This window comes from Serratia sp. CY37869, assembly GCF_052168895.1.
Lineage (GTDB): Bacteria > Pseudomonadota > Gammaproteobacteria > Enterobacterales > Enterobacteriaceae > Serratia > Serratia ureilytica.
This window is the reverse complement of the sequence record NZ_JBJNLU010000006.1, coordinates 24,783-45,725: the sequence shown is the minus strand read 5'-3', so window position 1 is coordinate 45,725 and position 20,943 is coordinate 24,783. Positions and strand designations below refer to the sequence as shown.

Below are 20,943 nucleotides of genomic sequence, written 5' to 3'. Positions count from 1 at the left end.
AGAAATGATGACATGAACAAACACCCGATAACGCTACTGACCGCCGCCGGCCTGGCCCTGAGCGCCGTACTGCCCACCGCCGACGCGGCGATATCGCTGGATCGCACGCGCGCCGTTTATGTGAGCGACGCAAAATCGATCAGCCTGAATATCGTCAACGAAAACAAAGAGCTGCCCTTCCTGGCGCAATCCTGGCTTGAGAACGAGCAGCACCAGAAAATCACCTCGCCGCTGGTGGTGCTGCCGCCGCTGCAGCGCGTGGAACCAAGCGAGCGCAGCGTGGTGCGCATCACCAAGACGCCGGAGGCGGATCGCCTGCCACAGGATCGCGAGTCGGTGTTCTACTTCAACCTGCGCGAAATTCCGCCGAAAAGCACCAAAACCAACGTGATGCAGCTGGCGCTGCAAACGCAGATCAAACTGTTCTATCGGCCGAAAGCCATCGTCGCGCCCAAGGGCCAGGTGTGGCAGGAAAAGCTGGTGTTCCGTAAAAGCGGCGGCGCCATCACCGTCGACAACCCGACGCCGTTTTACATCACCCTGACCGGCATGACGCGGCAGACGCAAAAACAGGGCGGCGGCGCGATCGGCGGTTTTCAGCCGCTGATGCTGAAGCCGAAATCCAGCGAAAGCCTCAAGCTGCAAGAGACCGGCATGAACAGCTTCGTCATCACCTACATCAACGACTACGGCGGCCATCCGGAGCTGCGCTTCGTCTGCAATGGCGGCGTTTGCACCGCCGTGCCCGAGAAAAAATAAGGAGGTCCAGCATGGCTGAATTCACCGATCGACTGCGCCCACTGCTGCTCGGCGCACTGCTGTGCGGCGGCGGCGCGATGGCGGCAACGCCGCTGGGCGTGATCGAAGGCACCACCGGCACCGTCAGCTTTCACGGCGGCCTGCTCAGCTCCCCCTGCAGCCTGACGCCGGACAGCCGGGATCAATCCGTCGATCTGGGCGACGTCAGCGCACGCGACTTCCGCAACGCCGGCGATCGCAGCGCGCCGGTGCGTTTTCGCCTCTCGTTCCGCAACTGCCTGCTGGGCGCGCGCGCGCTGGCGGATAACCCGGCCGGCCCGCGCAACGGCGACGCCGGCCGCCTCTACCTGCAGGGAGAGCAGGCCGCCACGCTGGTGTTTCTCGGCGAAAGCGATGTCGACAACCCATCGCTGCTGAAGCTGAACGGCGGCGTGCAGGGCATCGGTCTGCGGCTGCAAGACCAACAAGGCCAGGCGCTGGAGCTGAATCAACGCAGCCGCCCTTACATTCTGCAACCCGGTAGCAACACCCTGTGGTTCAGCGCCAGCGTGGAATCCACCCAGCGGGCGGTGATGGCGGCCGGGTTCGCCGCCGTGGCGCACATTCAGGTGATTTACCTGTGAGGCTCGAGAACGCGATGAAAACACAACTGACCAAACTCTGCCTGCCGCTGGCGATCGCGCTGGCGGCCCCCGCCGCCTGGGCCAACGGCTACGTCACGCCGGACGGCGGCCCCAAACAGTTCTATATCGATCTGAATCAAAGCAACATCACCAACCAGGTGGGGTTCACCAAACAGTTTCCCTATTCATTAGGCGGTACCTATACCGGCAAGGCCTACTGCGATACGCCGATCCCCCGAAGCCCGCACTTTTACAAGTCGGATTCGGCGCTGCCCCCCTCTGACTACGGCAACGGCTTCTTGCAGTTGAACGACTTCCTGGATTTAAAAGCCGAAGTGTGGATTGCAGGTAATAAGAAGGCCTATGTCACGGTGCCTTTTTACAACGAATCCAACGAGTATCCCAATCACAGTTGCTCACCGCCCTATGTGCAGGTCAACAACTATGAAAGCGGTTCAAAAGGCCGCATCACCTTCCGGGTGCGCAAAAAGATCATCAACGGCGTCGAGATTAACGATCGGCAGATCATCGAGATGTTCGGCCGCCTCGGCTCAACCGACGGCGGTTTCGGCCCCAATCCGATGGCGCAGGTGTTTATCCAGTCCGCGATCCTTTACGTGCCGGATAAATGCGTGGTGAACGAAGGCCAGCTGATCAACGTGGAGTTCGGCGAAATCGGCGGCAGCGATCTCAACGGTTCAAACTACCCGCAAAGCATTCCGGTGCGTTTCCAGTGCGAGGGCGGCAGCTTCGAGGACGGCACGCTGAACATCAAGCTGGCGGTCTCAGGCACGGCCGCTTCCTTCAGCAACGAGGTGTTCAAAACCGACAAGAACGATCTCGGCATCCGGCTAACGCACAACGGCCAGCTGGTCATTCCGAACGAGTTTTACCCGGTGCCGAACATCGGCAACGGCGGCTCCTGGAACCTGGTGGCGGCGCCGTTCGCCAACGGCGGCGCGGAGATCGGCGAAGGGGAATTCAACGCGTCGGCCACCATCGTGGCGGCATTCCAGTAACCGAGGGAGGAACGGAAAATGCGTCTACGCGCTTTAGCGCTGCTCAGCTGCGCGTCCTGGTGGTTTGCCGCCATGCCGGCGGCGGCGAACACCGAGCTTATCGGCGCGCCGGTGCAGTTCCACGGCACCGTGGTGAGCCGGCCGTGCAATATCGAACCGCAGTCCGCCGATCAGCTGGTGGAGATGGGCACGGTGATCGTCAAAACCCTGTACCGCTACGGCCATACCACGCCGGTGCCGTTCAGCATCAAGCTGACCGACTGCAAGACCACGGTGTTCAAATCCGTCAGCGTGACCTTCAGCGGCACCGAAGACGGAGAGATGCCGGGCAAGCTGGCGATCAACAACGGCGCGAACGGCGCCGCCATCGCCCTGTTCGATCATCAGGGCGCAGACATCGATTTGAATAAGGCCACCAGCGCCGTCGCGCTGCAAAACGGCCCCAACAGCCTGAACTTCACCGCCTATGTGCAAGGGCGGCCCAGCGCGATTCAAAACCAAAGCATTACCGAAGGCGAATTCACGTCCATCGCCAATTTTGTGCTGGCGTACCAATAAGCCTCGCACCGTCCCAGGGAAATCAGGAAAACGACCGGCGCGCGAACGCCGGCGATGGGCCGTCACCGTTTGCTCCGGCGCGGCGCCACGGCTTTTTAAGGAGTCACCCATGCCAGATATTCGCTTCACGCTGTTCGACAGCGATAACTTCTACCAGCAGGGGCTGCGTCTGCTGCTGCAGGACTATCTGCACTCCCTGAACGAATGCCACCGCCGGTACCCGCAGTTCTCGCCGCTGGCGCTGCAGGCGTTGGATAACATCGAAATCGTGTTCCGCACGCCGGAAGAGCGCTGGGGCTGCGCCTGTTGTTATCAAAGCCCTCACGGCGTTCCGCGCCAGCGGCAGCTGACCCTGCTGATCCTCGACGACGCGACCCAGCAACAGGTGAAAAACCTGCCGCCGCTGTTCAGCATCCATCGGCGCGATTCGGCCTACGCCATTCGCCTCAAGCTGCAGATGGCGTTGGAAAAGTTCATCCTGCATCCGTGGGTGGCGCTGCACGCCGCCGGCCAGTGGAAATGCCAGGCTTGCCGCATCGCCGCGCTCAGCCACTGCGAGAAAAAGGTGCTGGGTTTGATGAGCAGCGGCATGTCCGCCTGCAGCATCGCCGGCCTGCTGCAGCGCAGCCAGAAAACCATCAGCGCCCATAAGCGTTCGGCGATGCGCAAGCTCAACGTGCGTAAAAACAGCGAGCTGAATAAGGTGCTGCTGAATCAGCGCGGGCTGAGTTGACTGACAACGGACTCGCGAGTGCCGACAGAGTGGTTTACTCTGAATACTCATTTTTGCACTGCACAGCGAGCCGGAATGCATGCCCAGAACAGCCCAAGTCGTTGACGTCCCCGCCCTCGGCGAGATTGACCGCCAGGCGGGGCAGCTAAGCCACCAACTGGCGCAGGCACTGCGCCGGGCCATCCACAAAGGCGATCTGAAAGCGGGCGATCTGCTGCCTTCGACGCGCCGGCTGTCGGCGGCGCTGAATCTGGCGCGCGGCACGGTATTGGAGGCGTTTGCTCAGCTGACGGCGGAAGGCTTTCTTGAACCGCAGCCCGGCTCCGGCACCCGGGTCGCCCACTATCAGGCGCCGCGCCGCACGCCACACGCCACGGTGCAAACCGCTCCGGCCACAGCCGTGCCGCTTTCTTCACAGGCGCAGCATCTGGCGCGTTTTGCCGCCCAGGCGCGGGCGCTGCCGTCGGTGCCATTCACCGTGTCGGTCCCGATCGGCGATACCGCGCCCGACGATATCTGGCGGCGGCTCGGCAACCGCATCCGGGCGCGCGGCCCCGGCGCCCCATCCGGCTATGGCGATCCGTTGGGCGCCCTGCCGCTGCGCGAAGCCATCTGCGATTATGTGCGCCGTTCCCGCTCGGTAAACTGCACGCCGCAGCAAATCCTCATCACCGCCGGCACCCAGCAGGGACTGTATCTGGCCGCGCAGATCCTGTTGGACGCCGGCGACAGCGCCTGGGTCGAGGACCCCGCCTACGCCGGCATCACCGCCCTTTTTAACAGCCTGTTTCGCGATCGGCACATGATCAGGGTGCCCGTCGCCGACGACGGCATCGACGTCGCCGCCGGCGTGCGCCTGGCCGCCGACGCCCGAGCCGCTTTTGTCACGCCGTCTCATCAATATCCGCTGGGCATGCCGATGAGCATGGCGAAAAGAAGCGCCCTGCTGGCCTGGGCCAGAGAACGGCAGGCCTGGATCGTGGAAGACGATTACGACAGCGAGATGCGCTACGCCGGCCACCCGTTCCCTTCGCTGCAAGGGTTGGCGCCCGAGCGGACGCTCTATCTCGGCACCTTCAGCAAGGTGCTGTTCCCTTCGCTGCGATTGGGTTACGCCATCGTGCCGCCGCCGCTGGTCGACGCCTTTTGCGGCGCCCGGATCCTGATGGATCGTCACCCGCCCAGCGCAGATCAACACGTACTGGCCGCCTTTATCGCCGAAGGGTATCTCGACCGGCATATCCGCAAAATGCGCGGCGTCTACGCCGAGAAACGCCGGGTGCTGATCGAGGCGATCAACGCGCGCATCCCGGCCGAATTGGGGAGGGTGCAGCCCTGCGATCAGGGCATGCACATGGTGCTGTGGCTGAGGAAAGATCTCGACGACGTGCAGGTCGCCCAGCAGGCCAACGAAGCCGGATTGGCGCTGCGGGCGGTATCGCCGATGTATGCGCCCGGCCACGGTGAGCCGGGTCTGGTGCTGGGGTTGGGCGGTTACGATGACCGCCAGGTGCAGCAGGCGGTAGAACGACTCGGCGAGGTGATCCGCGCCTGCGCCCGCAACGGGGCCTAGCGAGAAAAGCGCTTGGCGCCGAACACGCAAACCACCACGCCGGCCATCACGGCGATCATCATCGGCTGGACGGTTTCCTGCAGCAGCCAGCCCGCCAGCGCCAGGCCGAAGAACGGCTGCAGCAGCTGCAATTGCCCGACGGCGGCGATGCCGCCCTGCGCCAGGCCGCGATACCAGAAGATAAAGCCGATCCACATGCTGAACACCGAGACGTAAGCCAGCGACAGCCAGGCGGCGCCGCTGACGACGGGCCAAGCGGCCGGCGCCGCCCACCATGCGGCCGCCAGCGTCAACGGCAACGCCGCCACCAGCGCCCAGGAGATCACCTGCCAGCCGCCGATCCGGCGCGACAGCACCGCGCCTTCGGCATAACCCAAACCGCACAGCAGCACCGCGCCGACCATCAGCGCATCTCCCTGCCAGGCGCCGCCGCTCCCCTGGCTCAGCGCGAACGCCCCCACCAGCGCGGCGCCAATGCCCGAAAAAGCCCAAAAAGCGGGCTTGGGGCGCTCACCGCCGCGCAAGACGCCAAAACCGGCGGTCGCCAGCGGCAGCAGGCCGATATACACCAGCGAATGCGCCGAGGTGGTGTGCTGCAGCGCCAGCGCCGTCAGCAGCGGAAAACCGATGACCACGCCGAGCGCTACAAACAGCAACGGCGGCAAATCGGCCCGCGTCGGCCGCGCCTGGCGAGTGATCCGCAGCGCGCACAGGGCCAGCAAAGCGGCGATCGCCGCCCTGATCGCCGTCAGAAACAGCGGATCGAGCTCCAGCACCGCCACCCGGGTGGCGGGCAACGAGCCGCTGAAGATAATCATGCCGAGGAAACCGTTCATCCAGCCCTGAGCCGAATGCCCGACGGCGGGATGAGCAGGGGTAACAACAAGCGTTTTTTCAGACTGACTGTCCATCATGCGAATGCTCCGCACGCCTGAGGCATACCGAAATCGGCAACCCGCGAGGCGAGGTCATAGTGAAAGAGAACATCGTTCCCCGGCGTCGCTTGCCGGGGCTGCGTTCTATTTTTCAGATAAAGCGGTTCACAGACAGGTCCAGATAGCGAGATTTTCACTGTGCCGGTTGCCAAAGTGCGCCGCTAACGCCAAAGAAGGGCGTTTTTCGGGCTGTCCTTGGCCGTTTGGCGGCATCGCCGGCGGGGTATCATGGACTTTTATGCGTTTTTGCAGAACAGGACAAGGTGCGGCGCCGTGGTGAAACCCTTCTTACGCAGTGGCAGTTTGGATGATGTGCTGGCTTTAGGCGAAAACGGGCAACCGATCTACGCCTGCGCGCAGCAGCTGCGGGAAACCCTGCGTCTTCGCCGACAGCAGCAGGCCGCCGACTGTCTGGCGATCCCCCAGCCGAACGAAAGCGGCACGCGCATCGACTGGTATGCGCCCTTTCCGGGCAAGGTGACCTCCTGGCTGGCGGCAAGCGATGCCCAGCGCGCGCAGGCGGTGCGCCACCTGGAACACTGTCTGGCGACCTTCCGCAGCCTGACCGAACAGACCCGGGCGACCGATCACCCCAGCCACCGCCTGTTCGGCGCGCTGCTGGCCAAAGCGATGCACATTCCCGATCCCAACCACGTCTACCTGGTGGACGATCGGCCGGTGCTGACCTTTTGGGGCTTTATCAAACCGCAGGCGCAGAGCCCGGACGATCCGTTAGCCTGCCTGCGCCCGCTCGAATCGGAAGTGGAAAAACCGGCGCCGATCGCCGCCGCGCCGCGCAAACCGGCCGTTGTCGAACCGGTAAAACCGGCCCCGGCCGCCGAGCCTGAACCGGTGCCCGCTCCGACGGCGCCCGCCGAATCCCCCGCCTTTGTCCGCCCGCGTCGACGCCACGCGCTGTGGTTGTTGCCGGTACTGCTGCTAGGCAGCGCGGCGCTGGCCGCCTGGCTGCACCGCTCACCGCCGCCGCAACCGGCGATGCCGGCTGAGGTGCGCCATCCGGCTCCGCCGGAAAAAACCGCCGCGCCGTTGCCTGAGCTGCGCTTGCCGCTGGCGCACGCCACGCTGATGCCGCCGCCCCCGGCGCCGATCATCCCGCAGCCGGCGGACAAAAATGCGCTGGTGCTGCCGCCCGAGGCGGTGAAGGCTGGCTCCACCCGTTTCCTTAACGGCAAATGGCGCGCCACGGTGGCGCTGAAAGATCCGATCACCGGCAAGCGCCCCAGCCTGCAATACCGCCTGAACGCGGGCAAAGGCAGCGCTGTCATCGCCTACGGCGACGGCGTCACCTGCCGGGTGGCGGTCGAGGCCGGGCTGATGCAGTCCGGCAATCTGGTGATCAACAGCCGCACCAAAGCGCGCTGCAGCGACGGCAGCCGCTACCAGATCCCGGAAATCGTCTGCCGCCAGGGCGAGACCGGCGCCGCGGAATGCACCGGCCGCTACGATGCGGACACCACCTATCCCATGACGTTCAAGCGCGAGAGTAAATGATGCTGGCACCCCTTACGGACTACAAACACGGCATTACGCTGATTCAGGACAGCGGCATTCAGTTTATGGACTTTGCCCTGACCCCGCGGCTGGACGCCGAGTTTCCCGGCAAATTCGTGCGCAAGACCGCCAGCGGCCCGCTGCTGCGCCTGCAATGGGAGGCCGAGAGCGGCAAATATCAGCTGCCGGCCGAGGGCGGGCAAGCCGCCGAAGTGGTGCGGCCGGAGTTCAGCTACCCGCTGCAGCAGTCGCTGCGCCTGCTGGATAAGCTCTGGCTGCCGTTGCCGTTCTTGCGCTATACCGCCTCGGGGATATTCTTGTCGGGCCCGGATAACTGGGCTCGCCTGCAGGTGGTGCAGTTGGATGAGCCAGATCAGGACGGCAACCTGCTGCGGGTGGTGCTGGCCTTCGATACCCGCGCCGCCGTGCCCGGCCAGGAAGCGCTGGCGCCGGGCGAGAGCGATCTCGGCGCCGATCTGAGCTTCGCGCTGGCGCACCGTAACCACGAACTGGGCGAGTTCCTCGATCTTACCTGGGTGGATGGCTGGCTGCGCGAGGCGTTCAGCCAGCGCGCCGCCGAGCGGGAACAGCGCGCCGAGGCGGAGATCAACGCCGGGCTGAAAACCTTCGAGTATCAGGCGCACTACCTCAACCTGTTGCACATGCTCGGCCATCAGCTGACGGTGCCGCAGATAAAAATGGCGGCGGCGACGCTGCAACAGCCGGCGATCGACGTCGATCTGGTGCTGGACGTCGGCAATTCTCACACCTGCGGCGTGCTGGTCGAAGACCATCCGGAAGAGAGCAACGGCCTGAAGCAAACCTATGAGCTGCAGCTGCGTTCGCTGTCCGAACCGCACTGCGTCTACAACGAACTGTTCGAGAGCCGGGTGGAGTTTTCTCGGGCCGCGTTCGGCAAGCCGCATCTGTCCTTCCAGAGCGGACGCGACGACGCCTTCCAATGGCCGTCCATCACCCGCATCGGCCGTGAAGCCGCGCAATTGGCGCAGCGACGCGAAGGGCATGAAGGCACCACCGGCATCTCCAGCCCGCGCCGCTATCTGTGGGACGAAGAGCGCTATGCGCCCGGCTGGCGCTTCAACGAGCGGCACGAGCCGATGGCCGCCGCCGCGCCGTTGACCACCTTGATCAACGACGAGGGCGTGCCGCTGTCCGCCTTGCCGACGGCCGAACGGCTGCCGGTGTTCGCCGCCCATTACAGCCGCAGCGCGGTGATGAGCCTGATGCTGAGCGAGCTGTTGGCGCAGGCGCTGATGCAGATCAACAGCATCGCCCAGCGCAGCCGCATGCCGAACGCCGCCGCCCCGCGCCGTTTACGCGCCATCATCCTGACGCTGCCGTCGGCGATGCCGAAGCCGGAGCGGGAGATCTTCCGCCGCCGCATGCAGGAAGCGATCGGGCTGGTGTGGAAAGCCCTCGGCTGGCACCCGCAGGATGCGCCGTTCGACGGCGCGCACACTCGCTTCCCGGCGCCGCAGGTGCAGATCGAGTGGGACGAAGCCACCTGCGGCCAGATGGTCTATCTGTACAACGAAACCCAGGTGAACTTCGCCGGCCGCACCGACGCCTTCTTCGCCGCCATGGCGCGGCCCGATCGGCCGCTGGCGCCGGGTGAACAGCCCGGAAAAACGCTGCGCATCGCCTCCATCGACATCGGCGGCGGCACCACCGATCTGGCGATCACGCACTACTCGCTCGATGACGGCGTGGGCAACAACATCAAAATCAACCCGCGCCTGCTGTTCCGCGAAGGTTTTAAGGTCGCCGGCGACGACATCCTGCTGGATATCATCCAGCAATTTGTTCTGCCCGCCGTGCAACAGGCTTTCGAGGCCGCCGGCGTGAACGCCGCCGCGGCGCTGATGGACAAACTGTTCGGCAACGAAGGGCGCATGGACGGGCTTTCCACCCTGCGTCAACAGGCCGCGCTGCAGATCTTCATGCCCGCCGGACGCGCGCTGCTCGCCGCCTATGAGCAGTACGATCCGCTGGACAGCCGCGCGGAAATCGCCGCCGGCCTCGGCGATCTGCTGCCGCAGCGGCCGACGCCGCAGGTGCTGGCGTTTATCAACGGCGAAGTGCAGCGCGAAGCCGACAGCGACGCCTTCGATATCCTGCACACCCCGCTGGTGATCCGTCTGGCCGACCTGCACGCCGCTTTCTTGTCCGATCGCATCGGCATCGGCCGCTGTCTGCGCCTGCTGGCCGAAGTGGTGGCGCTGTACACCTGCGACGTGTTGCTGCTGACCGGCCGCCCGGCGCGCTTCCCCGGCGTGCAGGCGCTGCTGCGCCATCTGCAGCCGCTGCCCGCCAGCCGCATTCTGCCGCTCGAGGGCTACCACACCCGCAGCTGGTACCCGTTCAACAAACGCGGCCGCATCGACAACCCGAAATCCACCGCTGCCGTGGGCGCCATGCTGTGCCTGCTGGCGATCGATCTGCGGCTGGAGAGCTTTTACTTCAACGTCGGCGATTTCCAGCCCTACTCCACCATTCGCTATCTGGGCATGCTGGACGGCAACAACATGCTGGCGGACGATAACGTCTATTACCGCGACATCGATCTGGATCGCGCCGATTTCGCGCTCGATCCCGCCGGCAGCTTCCAGCTGCGCGGCCCGCTGCGTCTGGGCTTCCGCCAGCTGGACAACGAACGCTGGCCGGCGTCGCCGCTCTATACGCTGACCATCAATGACGCCCAGCTGGCGCGCAAGCTGGCCGGCGACGCGGTGATCGGCCTGCGGCTGGCCATCACCGCCAGCGCCGAGCAGGGCGCCGAGAGCGTCAAGATCGCCCAGGCGCTGCTGGCCGACGGCAGCCCCGTCCCGGCGCACCACCTGCAACTGAAACTCAATACCCTGGCTGCCAGCGCCTCCGGTGCGACCCACTACTGGATAGACAGCGGGAGCATTTACCCACGATGAACACGCAAACCCTCGCCCCAGCGGCTCCGAATAACGCGCTCAGCGCCGGCATTTTGCAGGCGATCGACTGGGTGGACGCCGCACGCCATCACTCCGCCCGCCTGGAGCGGGAAGCCGATCGGCTGATACAGCGTTTGCGGCGTTGCCATAACCGCGCCGCACTGTTGGAAAACACACGGCCTGCGCAGGTCGCCATCGGTTTATATGGCCACAACGCCGCCGCCAAAGCCCATCTGTTGGCAGCGCTGGCGCCCGGCGCGAAGCGCTTCGACGCGGACCTTTCGCTCGCGGTGCGCTACTGCACGGCGGCCGAGGCGGGGCCCGCCGATTATCCGATCGCCCTCGCCTTGCTCGATGAAGCGCAGTGGTTGGCCATGACGATTGACGCCGCCGCGATGAGCGGCTTTCGCCCGGACTGGGACGCCCGCGCCATCGCCGGCCACCTGCAAGCGCTGACGCGCCACCGACAGGCGGTCGCCATCGATGGCCTCGACGGCAATGCCGTACTGGCGCTGTGGGACAGCCTGCGCCGCCACGGCGACAAAGAGCAATCCACGCTCGACAGGCACTTCTGGCCGCAGGCGGTGACGCTGGCGCCGCAGTTGAGCATCGATGACCGCGCGCGCCTGTTTGCGCCGCTGTGGGGAGAGGAAGCGACGCTGACGGCGCGTTACCGCCAGCTGGCGCACGCGTTGCAGGCGCTCGACGGCAGCAAACGGGTGCATGCCCCGCGCCGTGCGTTGGCGCTGCTGACCGCAAGCGCCGCACCGGAAAACGCCACAATCGCCGTCATGACCGAAAACGGCGATGAACGGGAGATCGCACTGAGCGATCTGGCCTGGCTGACCGCAGAAGTGACCACCCTGCTGCCGCAGACGACGCAGGCAGGCTTGCCCGCCGACGTGGCGCTGATCGATCTGCCCGGCAGCCGCATCTGTCCGCAGGCGGAGCCGGCGCAGCGTCTGCAGCAGGCGAAGCGCGCCCATTTACTGGCCCGTTGCGCCGACGGCCTGCACGCCAGCCTGCTGCTGGTGACCGATGCCGCCGCCACGCCGCAGGACACCGCGCGCGTCGGCCAGGCGCTCGCCGATTGGGTCAACCACACCCAGGGGGAAACCCCGGCGCTGCGCCAGCGCCGCAAGCCCGGTTTAATCTGGGCGATCACGCCGTTCGACCTGCGTCAGGAAGGCAAAGCGCGGCCCGACGATGCCGTCCAGCGTCAGGTCGGCGAGCCCGGCGACAGCTGGGCCACGCTGCTGGCGCTGGATGAACAGGACTGCCGCCGGATGGTGAACTACCTGGCTGCACAGGCGCGCCCGGCCCACAAACAAGCGCGCTTGCTCGAACAGCGTGAAGAGTTGCAGCGCGAACTGACGGAAAGCCTGCTCGGCAACTGGCTCTCCGTCTCCGATCCGCACGCGGCGCAGCAACGCGCCCAGCAGCTGTTGCGCGCGTTGCAGGCGCAGGCCGGCCGCCACGGCGAACTGCTGGAACGGTTGCTGCCCCAGCGCGATACGCTGCGCCAGCTTTATCAGCAACAGCAGCATACGACGCCGTCCCAGACGACGCCGACTTCGCCGTTTGGGCTGGATATCGATCTGTTCGGTGCGCAAGACCCTGCGGCGCCCGGCGAGCAGCCCGCATCGCCTTTCGCCGCGCGGATCTTCGCCGACTGGGTCAACCATCTGCGCGCGCTGCCTGACAGCCGCCGGTTGCTGGATCTGCTCGGCGTCGACAGGCCGCACCTCGAACTGCTGGTCGATGCGCTGATCGGCGCCGCCTGCCGCCTGCGGCTCGACGACGAACTGGAGCGCGCGCTGTGCGCCGGGAGCTTGCCGGAACAGGGTGAAGATCGGCAGATCAGCCAGGCGCTGGCGCTACTGGGCGACTTCGTCGCCTGGCTCGGCTTCCAGCGGCGCGACACGGCCACGCGCCCCGAGAGCCGCGTCAATCCCGGCCAGCCGATCTTTACCCCGCCGCCGCAGCCGGCGGTGGACTGGAGTGGCCAGCAGCGGCTAACCCGGCTGGCGCCGACGCCGACCAAGAATACCGCGTTTTATATTTATGACTGGCTGATCGGCCTGCAAACCCTGCTGGCGGAGAATGCCGCGCAGGCGCAGCCCGCGCTGGCAGACGAGCAGCGCGCCGACCTGGCGGCGATCGTCGCGGCCCTGCGCGCTGCGCCGTAGTGGGCGCCATCCGGGCCGGACGCCGCCGCGCGATCAGTGGCAGGCCGGCCCGGCCGACATCACTTCGCGAAAGTGGGTGACCAGCGGGCGCAGGTTGGCCTTGTGCCACACTGCCCACAGCTGCGTGGTGTATTGCATCCAGGGCAGCTCGCGCAGCACCACGCCCTGCGGCGCGTTATGCCGCAGGCTGTGCTGGATCAGCGTCATCCCCAACCCGGCGGCGACCAGCCCCAGCGCCGTCAGCGGCTCGCCCGCTTCCAGCCGAATATCCGGATCGAACCCGGCCTTCACGCAGGCCGCCACGAAATCGTCGCGCGAATGGGCATCCTCTTTGTGGATCACCGAGATCCAGGCCTGATCGGTGAGATCCGCCGGCTGCAGCGTTTCCCTGTCCGCCAGCGGATGCGTCTGCGGCAGGGCCAGCAACATGCGATCGTCCAACACCTGCGTATAGTCCAAATCCTGATCGTCGCGATCCGGCGCCGTATTGACCAGCGCCACGTCCAGGCTACGCTGCCGCAGCCCTTCCAACTGCATGGAAGAAGGCTGGCTGTAAAGCACGATGTGCACATCCGGCCGGGACACCCGCAGCGACCGCAAGGCGTTCGACAAGACGCCGGAGTGCATCGCATTTTCGATATAGCCGATGCACAGCCCACCGTCTTCACCCCGCCCCAGGCGGCGTCCGAGCGATTCGAGCCGGTTGGCGTGCGTCAACAGCGCGCGGGTTTCGGCCAGAAACGTCTGGCCGTCAGCGGTCAGGCGAATGCGCTGCTGATTGCGCTCAAACAGCATCAATCCGAGACGTTCCTCAAGCTGGGAAATCTGCCGGCTCAGCGGCGACTGGGAAATGTGCAGCCGTTCGGCAGCGCGGCCGACGTGCTCCTCTTCCGCCACCGCGACGAAGTATTTCAACTGACGTAAATCGATCATGTGAGACCTCAAAGGACTTAACTTAGACAAATTATGTCCTATCAAGTCACAACTTGCCACGCTATCTTTAGCCTCGTGACGGGGCAGACGCACTGTGCGCCCCCCAATTTCCCTGAAAAGATAACGTATTGAGGACCTGACATGAGCATCAGAAATATTTTACCCGGCAAGATCGGTTTGGGCGGCGCACCGCTCGGCAATATGTTCCGCAACATCCCGCAAGACGACGTGCAAGCCACCGTCAGCGGCGCCTGGGATCTGGGCATCCGCTACTTCGACACCGCGCCGCTCTACGGTTCCGGCCTGTCGGAAATCCGCATGGGTGAAGTGCTGTCGCACTACCCACGCGATGAGTATGTGCTGAGCACCAAAGTGGGCCGCATCATGCTGGACGAAGAAGAAGACACTTCCGCCCGCGATCTGGGCGAGAAAGGCGGTTTGTTCGAACACGGCTTGAAGAACAAAATAGTCAACGACTACTCCGCCGACGCCACGCTGCGTTCCATCGAAGACAGCCTGAAGCGCCTGAAAACCGACCGCCTGGATATCGTCTGGATCCACGATCCGGCCCAGGATTTCTACGGCGACAACTGGATTGAACAGTTCAACATCGCCCGCACCGGCGCTTTCCGCGCGCTGACCCGTCTGCGTGAAGAAGGGGTGATCAAGGCCTGGGGCCTCGGCGTCAACCGCGTCGAGCCTTGCGAACTGGCGCTGGGCCTGAGCGAAACGCAGCCGGACGCCTTCCTGCTGGCCGGCCGTTACAGCCTGCTGGATCATGAACGCGCGCTGCAACGTTTGATGCCGGAAGCCCTGGCGAGCAACGTCGACATCGTCGTCGGCGGCCCTTACAACTCCGGCGTGCTGGCCGGTGGCGAGCACTACGAATACCAGAAAGCATCCCCGGCGGTGCTGGCGAAAGTGGCGCAAATCAATGCGATCGCCGCTCGCTTCCAGGTCGACGTCAAAGCCGCCGCGCTGCAGTTCTCGCTGGCTAACCCGGCGGTCGCCGCCGTGATCCCCGGTTCGAGCCGCCCTGGCCGCATGGCCGAAGATCTGGCCGCGCTGGACGCCGTTATCCCGGCTGAATTCTGGGCCGAAATGCGCCGTCAGAAACTGGTGGCCGACAACGCGCCGCTGCCGATTCGTTAAGTTTTATGGGGCCGCATGGCCCCATTACCCCCATTAACTCGATGAGATACATGATGAAACTGGATCTTTCAGGCAAAGTCGCCGTCGTCAGCGGCTCCACCTCCGGCATCGGCCTCGGCATCGCGCGCGGGCTCGCCAAAACGGGCGCCACCGTGGTGATCGTCGGCCGTCAGAAAGCCGGGGTCGATAACGCCATCGCCGACATCAGCGCCAACGTGCCCGGCGCGCAGGTGCGCGGCGTGGTCGCCGATCTCGGGACGGAACACGGGGCTGCAACCCTGTTCGCCGCGGAACCGAGAGCCGACGTGCTGATCAACAACCTGGGCATTTTCAACGATAACGACTTCTTTACCGTGCCCGACAGCGAGTGGATGCACTTCTATAACGTCAACGTCCTCTCAGGCGTGCGGCTGGCGCGCCACTATGCGCAGAGCATGACCGAGCAGGGTTGGGGACGCATTATTTTCGTGTCGTCCGAATCCGGCGTCGCCATCCCGGCGGACATGATCAACTACGGCGTCACCAAAAGCGCCAACCTGGCGGTGTCTCACGGCCTGGCGAAACGCCTCGCCGGCACCGGCGTGACGGTCAACGCCATCCTGCCGGGGCCAACCTTTACCGAAGGCCTGCAAGACATGCTGGCGGATGCGGCGGCCAAATCCGGGCGCAGCGCCCGCGATCAGGCCGACGAGTTCGTTAAAACCGAACGCCCAAGCTCCATCATTCAGCGCGCGGCGGACGTCGATGAAGTGGCCAACCTGGCCGTTTACCTCGCGTCTCCGCTGTCTTCGGCCACCACCGGCGCGGCGCTGCGCGTCGACGGCGGCGTCGTAGACACGCTGGCAATGTAACCCTGTACCCGAAACCGATATTAAGAGAGAAAGAAAATGGCTACTACATCCGTCTCAATGGACATCCCGGCATCCGCCGACACCGTATGGCAACTGATCGGCGGCTTCGACGCCCTGCCTGACTGGCTGCCGTTCATTCCGAAAAGCGTCATTTCGCAAGGCGGCCGCGTGCGCACTTTGACCACCGCCGACGGCGGCACCGTCATCGAGCGGCTGGAAGCGTTCGATAACCGTCAACGCAGCTACAGCTACTCCATCATGCAGGCGCCGTTCCCGGTGGTGAATTACCTGTCCACCCTGTCAGTGCACGCCACCGACGACGCCAACGTGGCGCGCGTGGAATGGTCGGGCAGCTTCACGCCGGTCAACATCAGCGACGACGAGGCCATCGCCCTGTTCAGCGACATCTACCAGGGCGGCCTGGATGCGCTGAGCGGTAACTTCCCTCGTTAACGCTTGAACACTCAAGCCCCACGGCCGATGGCTGCACCCATCGGCCGTTTTTTTTTGGTTTGGCCGCGCGAAGCGGCAACGCCGCGAAACAGGATAAATCCGCCATCGCCGCTTATGCTGTAAAGGAGATGTTCATTTGAGGAGATGACCGTGCGCCCTTTCAACCTGCAACAGTTGGATCATGTGGTTCTGCGCGTGCGCGATATGCAGAACAGCCTGCGTTTTTATACCCAGGTCATCGGTTGTGATATCGCCAAACAGCGGCCGGATTTGGGGCTGGTGCACCTGCGCGCCGGCGCCTCCATGATCGACCTGGTGGACGTCAACGGCGTGCTGGGGAAAAAAGGCGGCGAAGCGCCCGATCTTCATCGGCAAAATGTCGATCACGTCTGCCTGCGCATCGATCCGTTCAACGAAGACGCGTTGTTGACCTACCTGCGATCGCAGGGGATCGACGCGGATCCCGCCGAATCGCGCTACGGCGCGGAAGGCGACGGGCCGTCGATTTATTTCAGCGATCCGGACGGCAATCGCGTGGAATTGAAAGGGCCGGCGCTCGATTAACCGCTTTGGTTACCTTCGATAGCGGACAGCCGTTGGCGATCGGTCACCCGCAGTGATTTGTTTTTAAACTGAATGATGCCTTCCGCCGCGAGCTGCGCCAGCGCGCGGCTCAGTTGTCTGACGGAGATGCCCAATCTCGCCGCCAGCGCCTCCCGGTTTTCCAGCTCAATCAACTCCCCTTCGCTCTTTACCTTGAATAATAAAAATTTTCGCAGTTTATATTCCGCCGTCAAAACGCCGTTCGCATGCAGCAAGGAGGAATTCAGCAGCTTATTGCTCAATTGCCGGCAGATAAAGGTGAGGAATGCCGGGTCGCTCAGGGCGTGATTGTTGATGACCTCTATCGGTGCCGCGAGAAGCAGCGCGTCGGTCACCGCCTGCACGGTGCTGAACAGCGTGCGCTGCGCCTGGGAGAACAGCTCCAGATCGCCAATTACCGAGAAATCCGTTTCGAAGGAAAAGACAATGTGCGCGCCATTCACATCAAAATTCTCAACCTGCAATTTTCCCTGCACGAGAAAAAACAGGTGGGTCAAACGATCGCTTTGCGTCACCAGGTATTCGCCGGCTTCGACGCTCACCAGGCGCAGTGCGGCGAGCAGCGTGGGCGAAAGCGCCGTTTGCAGATCGTGAACCTCAATGAACGCTTCTTTTAGCTTGCTGTCACCGACCGTTTTCAAGGCGATTCACTCCCAAGGCTCATCCTTAAACGTCTTGCCTCCTCGCTTTCGACTGCGTTCAGCATAGCCGACGCGCTTCAGAACGAAAAAGGACATCTGACCTTTTTTGCCTTGGGCCGCCTGGGTATTTTCTCCGTACCCCCTACGAGGAGATTGCCATGCGACACATTCTGATAGACACCGATACCGCTTCCGACGATGCCGTTGCGCTGCTGATGGCGTTGCGCGAACCTGGCGTGAAAGTGGAAGCGATCACCGCGGTCGCCGGAAACTGCCCGCTAGAACACTGCGTCAAAAATGCGCTCATTTGCGTGGAAAAAGCGGGAACCTATGCTCCTCCGGTTTACGCCGGCATGGCGAAACCACTGTTTCGCACGCGCTATCACTCGCACCATATTCACGGTGAAGACGGCATGGGCGACATGGCCTTGCCGACCCCACGCTTGGCCGTAGAACCCGTTCATGCCGTGGACGCCATCATCGACTGCGCCGCACGGCTCAAGGGCGAGCTGGAAATCGTCACCCTGGGGCCGCTGACCAATCTCGCGATGGCGGTGCTGAAAGCGCCCGCGCTGGCCGAAAAAGTGAAGCGCGTGTATGTCATGGGCGGTTCCGGACTGACGCCAGGCAATATCACCCCGCTGGCCGAATTTAATTTTTACGCCGACGCCGAGGCTGCGCATCTGGTGCTCACTGCCGGGCTGCCGCTCACTCTCGTCGGCTGGGAGATCGGCATGGGGGAAGCGTTTATCGACGAACGCGATATAGAACGATTGAATAACCTCGGCGAACTGGGACGCTTTGCCGTGCGCTGCAATCGCGCGCTGATGGCGTTCAACGCACGGCGCACCGAACGCAAAGGGTTTGATTTGCCCGATCCGACCACCATGGCGGTGGCGCTCTATCCGGATATCGTCGAGACCAGTCTGGAAGCGTATTCATGGGTAGAATATAAAAGTGAGAGGTCTTACGGCCATTACGTCATCGATTCCACTCAGCTTACCGGCGAACCGGCCAATGCGCGCGTGATTACCCGCATTAAGCCCGGCCTGTTTAAAGAAAAACTGTTCTCGTTGTTATCTCAGCCGTTAATGAAATAAGTGACCCGCATGAAATTCGATCCAAGAAAATTGAAGAAAGTGGAATTACACGTCCATTTGGATACCTGTTTAAGCTACCACTATTTAAAAAAGGTCGACCCGCAAATAACCAGAACGGCATTTAATCGGCAATTTGTCGCGCCGAAACGATGCGCCGATCTGGGGGACTTTCTAAGCAAGATAGCGCCGCAAATAGATCTATTGCAGACAAGCCAGGCGATAGCGCTGGCCGTCGAGGACTTATTCGCGCAGTTGGCGGCGGATAATGTCATCTATGCCGAGCTGCGCTTCGCGCCGCTGCTGCATACCCGGTTGGGGTTAAGCGGTGAAGCGGTGGTCGAGACGGTGCTGGCGGCCATGCATAACGCCTCGCGGGCTTACGGCATCGCCGCCGGGCTGATCCTATGCACGCTGCGGCATTTCGACGCGGCCGCCAGCCTGCAAACGGCGAAGCTGGTTATCGATTATCAGGGAAGCGGCGTGGTGGCGCTGGATTTGGCCGCCGATGAAGCACGTTACCCGCTGGCCAATCACGTAGCGGCCTTTCGGGCGGTGCGCGAAGCCGGCGGCAATGTCATCGCCCACGCCGGTGAGGCGAAAGGCCCCGACAGCGTGCGGGAAACGCTGGACAGGCTGCAGGTGTCGCGCATCGGTCACGGTGTCAGAAGCATCGAGGACCCTGTGCTCGTCGAGCGCCTGGTAGCCACCGGCGTCCTGCTCGAGATCTGCCCCAGCTGCAATCTCACCTGCAATTTGTTCGATAGCATCGACGATCATCCGATAGATCGGCTCAAAAAGTGGGGGGTGCGGCTAAACGTGAATACCGATGCGCGCACCGTCGTCGATACCACGCTGAACAAGGAGTACCAGCTGTTGCATGACGCCTTCGGCTGGCAGGATGACGATTTTAACCGCAGCAACCGACAGGCGCTGGAGGCGAGTTTTCTCGACGGCGATACTAAAATTAAATTAATGAGTCAGCTCAATGCCGGGTCGATGTGACCCGGCGCGTTTCAAGGCCAAGCGGCGTTTTAACGCCCCTGCGCCGCCAGCGCCTGGGCGCAGGCCCAGGCCGAGCTCCAGGCCCACTGGAAGTTGTAACCGCCCAGCCACCCGGTCACGTCCACCACTTCGCCGATAAAATAGAGCCCCGGCGCCTTGTGGGCTTCCATCGTCTTGGAAGAAAGTTCGTTGGTGTCGACGCCGCCGAGCGTCACCTCCGCCGTGCGATAACCCTCGGTGCCGTTCGGCTGCACGCGCCAGTTCTGCAACAGATCCACCAGTGCCGCCTGCTGCGGCGCATTCAGCTGCTTCAGCGTCGCCTCCGGCAGTTGTCCCAGGGTCTGCAAGCATTCCACCAGCCGCTTCGGCAAGTGCAGCGCCAGGGTGTTTTTCAGGCTTTGGTTAGGGTGCTGCAGGCGCTGTTCATCAAGGAAGCCCGCCAGATCCAGCTCAGGAAGTAAGTTAATGCTCACATACTCACCCGGTTGCCAGTAGCTGGACAGCTGCAATACCGCCGGGCCGGACAGGCCGCGATGGGTGAACAGGATGCTTTCACGGAAGCTGACGCCGTTCTCGGCGGTGATCACCGCCGGCACCGACACGCCGGACAGCGTTTGCACATGCTCCAGCAGCGGCTTATGCAGGGTAAACGGCACCAGCCCGGCGCGCGTCGGCAGCACCCTGAGGCCGAACTGCTCCGCCAGCTTGTAACCGAACGGCGAGGCGCCCAGCCCCGGCATGGATAATCCGCCGCTGGCCACCACAAGTGAGCGAGCACTTACTTTTTCGCCATTCAGCGCCAGCGCGTAGCCGTTCTCGGTTTTCTCCACGCCCAGCACTTCGCTGCGCAGGCGCATCGTCACCTGGCCCAGCTCGCACTCTTTGACCAGCAGATCCACCACCTGCTGCGCCGAATCGTCGCAGAACAGCTGCCCCAGCGTTTTTTCATGGTAGGCGATGCCGTAACGGTTGATCAGATCGATGAAGTCCCACTGGGTGTAGCGCGCCAGCGCCGACTTGCAAAAATGCGGGTTGTTCGACAGATAGGCCGCCGGTTCGGCGTACATGTTGGTGAAGTTGCAGCGCCCGCCGCCGGACATCAGGATCTTGCGGCCCGGTTTTTTGCCGTTGTCGAGCAGCAACACGCGGCAACCGAGTTGCCCCGCCTGCGCGGCGCAAAACATGCCGGCGGCGCCCGCCCCAATCACTACGACATCAAACTGTTCCACCTGAGCCTCACTTATCAAAACCACAATCGCGACAAAAGAGCGCCATATTACGCCGTTTCGCCGCCGGTCACCGCCAAATTCACGGCGGCAGATTGTAAAGCCCCCGCGCCGCCAACGCCATAGTAAGAAAATA

General features: G+C 63.5%; 19 protein-coding genes. 15 read left to right on the top strand and 4 right to left on the bottom strand.

Annotated elements, in window-relative coordinates:
* Nucleotides 1–12: 12 nt before the first annotated feature.
* The 6 genes from ACJ8J1_RS23060 to pdxR all read left to right on the top strand — a co-directional run bounded on the left by ACJ8J1_RS23060 (nucleotide 13) and on the right by pdxR (nucleotide 5,265).
* Nucleotides 13–759 carry a fimbrial biogenesis chaperone gene (locus tag ACJ8J1_RS23060; RefSeq protein WP_033645332.1) on the top strand — a complete coding sequence of 249 codons (747 nt, stop codon included), beginning with the start codon at nucleotides 13–15 and terminating at the stop codon, nucleotides 757–759.
* An 11-nt stretch (nucleotides 760–770) separates the two neighbouring features.
* Nucleotides 771–1,382, top strand: a complete 612-nt coding sequence (locus tag ACJ8J1_RS23055) for a fimbrial protein (RefSeq protein ID WP_033645333.1) — start codon at nucleotides 771–773, stop codon at nucleotides 1,380–1,382.
* 14 nt (nucleotides 1,383–1,396) lie between these two features.
* Nucleotides 1,397–2,401, top strand: a complete 1,005-nt coding sequence (locus tag ACJ8J1_RS23050; protein WP_033645334.1) for a fimbrial protein — start codon at nucleotides 1,397–1,399, stop codon at nucleotides 2,399–2,401.
* Between the two features lie 18 nt (nucleotides 2,402–2,419).
* Nucleotides 2,420–2,959, top strand: a complete 540-nt coding sequence (locus ACJ8J1_RS23045) for a fimbrial protein (RefSeq protein WP_033645335.1) — start codon at nucleotides 2,420–2,422, stop codon at nucleotides 2,957–2,959.
* 109 nt (nucleotides 2,960–3,068) lie between these two features.
* The gene (locus tag ACJ8J1_RS23040; protein ID WP_033645336.1) at nucleotides 3,069–3,692 is read left to right on the top strand and encodes a LuxR C-terminal-related transcriptional regulator; all 624 of its coding nucleotides are present in this window, start codon (nucleotides 3,069–3,071) and stop codon (nucleotides 3,690–3,692) included.
* A gap of 79 nt (nucleotides 3,693–3,771) precedes the next feature.
* Complete coding sequence (pdxR, locus tag ACJ8J1_RS23035) at nucleotides 3,772–5,265, top strand: MocR-like pyridoxine biosynthesis transcription factor PdxR (protein WP_033645337.1); 1,494 nt, start codon at nucleotides 3,772–3,774, stop codon at nucleotides 5,263–5,265.
* Here the strand turns inward: pdxR and ACJ8J1_RS23030 are convergent.
* The gene (locus tag ACJ8J1_RS23030; protein WP_033645389.1) at nucleotides 5,262–6,176 is read right to left on the bottom strand and encodes a DMT family transporter; all 915 of its coding nucleotides are present in this window, start codon (nucleotides 6,174–6,176) and stop codon (nucleotides 5,262–5,264) included. The two genes, pdxR and ACJ8J1_RS23030, sit on opposite strands and share 4 nt — an antisense overlap.
* Nucleotides 6,177–6,473: 297 nt before the next feature.
* Here ACJ8J1_RS23030 and ACJ8J1_RS23025 point away from each other — a divergent pair, with 297 nt between their 5' ends.
* The 3 genes from ACJ8J1_RS23025 to ACJ8J1_RS23015 are packed head-to-tail and all read left to right on the top strand — an operon-like array spanning nucleotide 6,474 to nucleotide 12,846.
* Nucleotides 6,474–7,712 (top strand): SrfA family protein, encoded by a 1,239-nt coding sequence (locus tag ACJ8J1_RS23025; protein WP_033645338.1) that lies wholly within the window; start codon nucleotides 6,474–6,476, stop codon nucleotides 7,710–7,712.
* A complete protein-coding gene (locus ACJ8J1_RS23020; RefSeq protein ID WP_169539938.1) occupies nucleotides 7,712–10,657 on the top strand; it encodes a virulence factor SrfB in 2,946 nt (981 codons plus the stop codon). The genes ACJ8J1_RS23025 and ACJ8J1_RS23020 overlap by 1 nt, the downstream gene beginning before the upstream one ends.
* Nucleotides 10,654–12,846 (top strand): virulence factor SrfC family protein, encoded by a 2,193-nt coding sequence (locus ACJ8J1_RS23015; protein WP_033645339.1) that lies wholly within the window; start codon nucleotides 10,654–10,656, stop codon nucleotides 12,844–12,846. The genes ACJ8J1_RS23020 and ACJ8J1_RS23015 overlap by 4 nt, the downstream gene beginning before the upstream one ends.
* A gap of 33 nt (nucleotides 12,847–12,879) precedes the next feature.
* Here ACJ8J1_RS23015 and ACJ8J1_RS23010 read toward each other — a convergent pair whose 3' ends face one another.
* Nucleotides 12,880–13,779, bottom strand: a complete 900-nt coding sequence (locus ACJ8J1_RS23010) for a LysR substrate-binding domain-containing protein (protein ID WP_033645340.1) — start codon at nucleotides 13,777–13,779, stop codon at nucleotides 12,880–12,882.
* 141 nt (nucleotides 13,780–13,920) lie between these two features.
* Between ACJ8J1_RS23010 and ACJ8J1_RS23005 the strand changes: the two genes are divergently transcribed.
* The 4 genes from ACJ8J1_RS23005 to ACJ8J1_RS22990 all read left to right on the top strand — a co-directional run bounded on the left by ACJ8J1_RS23005 (nucleotide 13,921) and on the right by ACJ8J1_RS22990 (nucleotide 16,799).
* Nucleotides 13,921–14,931 (top strand): aldo/keto reductase, encoded by a 1,011-nt coding sequence (locus tag ACJ8J1_RS23005; RefSeq protein WP_033645341.1) that lies wholly within the window; start codon nucleotides 13,921–13,923, stop codon nucleotides 14,929–14,931.
* Between the two features lie 53 nt (nucleotides 14,932–14,984).
* Nucleotides 14,985–15,782, top strand: coding sequence for an SDR family NAD(P)-dependent oxidoreductase (locus ACJ8J1_RS23000; protein WP_033645342.1), 798 nt, complete (start codon nucleotides 14,985–14,987; stop codon nucleotides 15,780–15,782).
* A 36-nt stretch (nucleotides 15,783–15,818) separates the two neighbouring features.
* Nucleotides 15,819–16,235 (top strand): SRPBCC family protein, encoded by a 417-nt coding sequence (locus ACJ8J1_RS22995; RefSeq protein WP_033645343.1) that lies wholly within the window; start codon nucleotides 15,819–15,821, stop codon nucleotides 16,233–16,235.
* A 144-nt stretch (nucleotides 16,236–16,379) separates the two neighbouring features.
* Entirely contained in the window at nucleotides 16,380–16,799 is a 420-nt protein-coding gene (locus tag ACJ8J1_RS22990) for a VOC family protein (protein WP_033645344.1), read from the top strand.
* Here ACJ8J1_RS22990 and ACJ8J1_RS22985 read toward each other — a convergent pair.
* Complete coding sequence (locus tag ACJ8J1_RS22985) at nucleotides 16,796–17,479, bottom strand: Crp/Fnr family transcriptional regulator (RefSeq protein WP_033645345.1); 684 nt, start codon at nucleotides 17,477–17,479, stop codon at nucleotides 16,796–16,798. The two genes, ACJ8J1_RS22990 and ACJ8J1_RS22985, sit on opposite strands and share 4 nt — an antisense overlap.
* 158 nt (nucleotides 17,480–17,637) lie before the next feature.
* On the opposite strand from ACJ8J1_RS22985, the gene ACJ8J1_RS22980 reads away from it, so the two are divergent.
* Together ACJ8J1_RS22980 and add are read left to right on the top strand one after the other, a co-directional pair.
* The gene (locus ACJ8J1_RS22980; RefSeq protein ID WP_033645346.1) at nucleotides 17,638–18,579 is read left to right on the top strand and encodes a nucleoside hydrolase; all 942 of its coding nucleotides are present in this window, start codon (nucleotides 17,638–17,640) and stop codon (nucleotides 18,577–18,579) included.
* Between the two features lie 9 nt (nucleotides 18,580–18,588).
* Nucleotides 18,589–19,581 carry an adenosine deaminase gene (gene add, locus ACJ8J1_RS22975; protein ID WP_033645391.1) on the top strand — a complete coding sequence of 331 codons (993 nt, stop codon included), beginning with the start codon at nucleotides 18,589–18,591 and terminating at the stop codon, nucleotides 19,579–19,581.
* Between the two features lie 29 nt (nucleotides 19,582–19,610).
* Here the strand turns inward: add and ACJ8J1_RS22970 are convergent, their stop codons facing one another.
* Nucleotides 19,611–20,810, bottom strand: a complete 1,200-nt coding sequence (locus ACJ8J1_RS22970; protein ID WP_033645347.1) for an NAD(P)/FAD-dependent oxidoreductase — start codon at nucleotides 20,808–20,810, stop codon at nucleotides 19,611–19,613.
* Nucleotides 20,811–20,943: the final 133 nt, after the last annotated feature.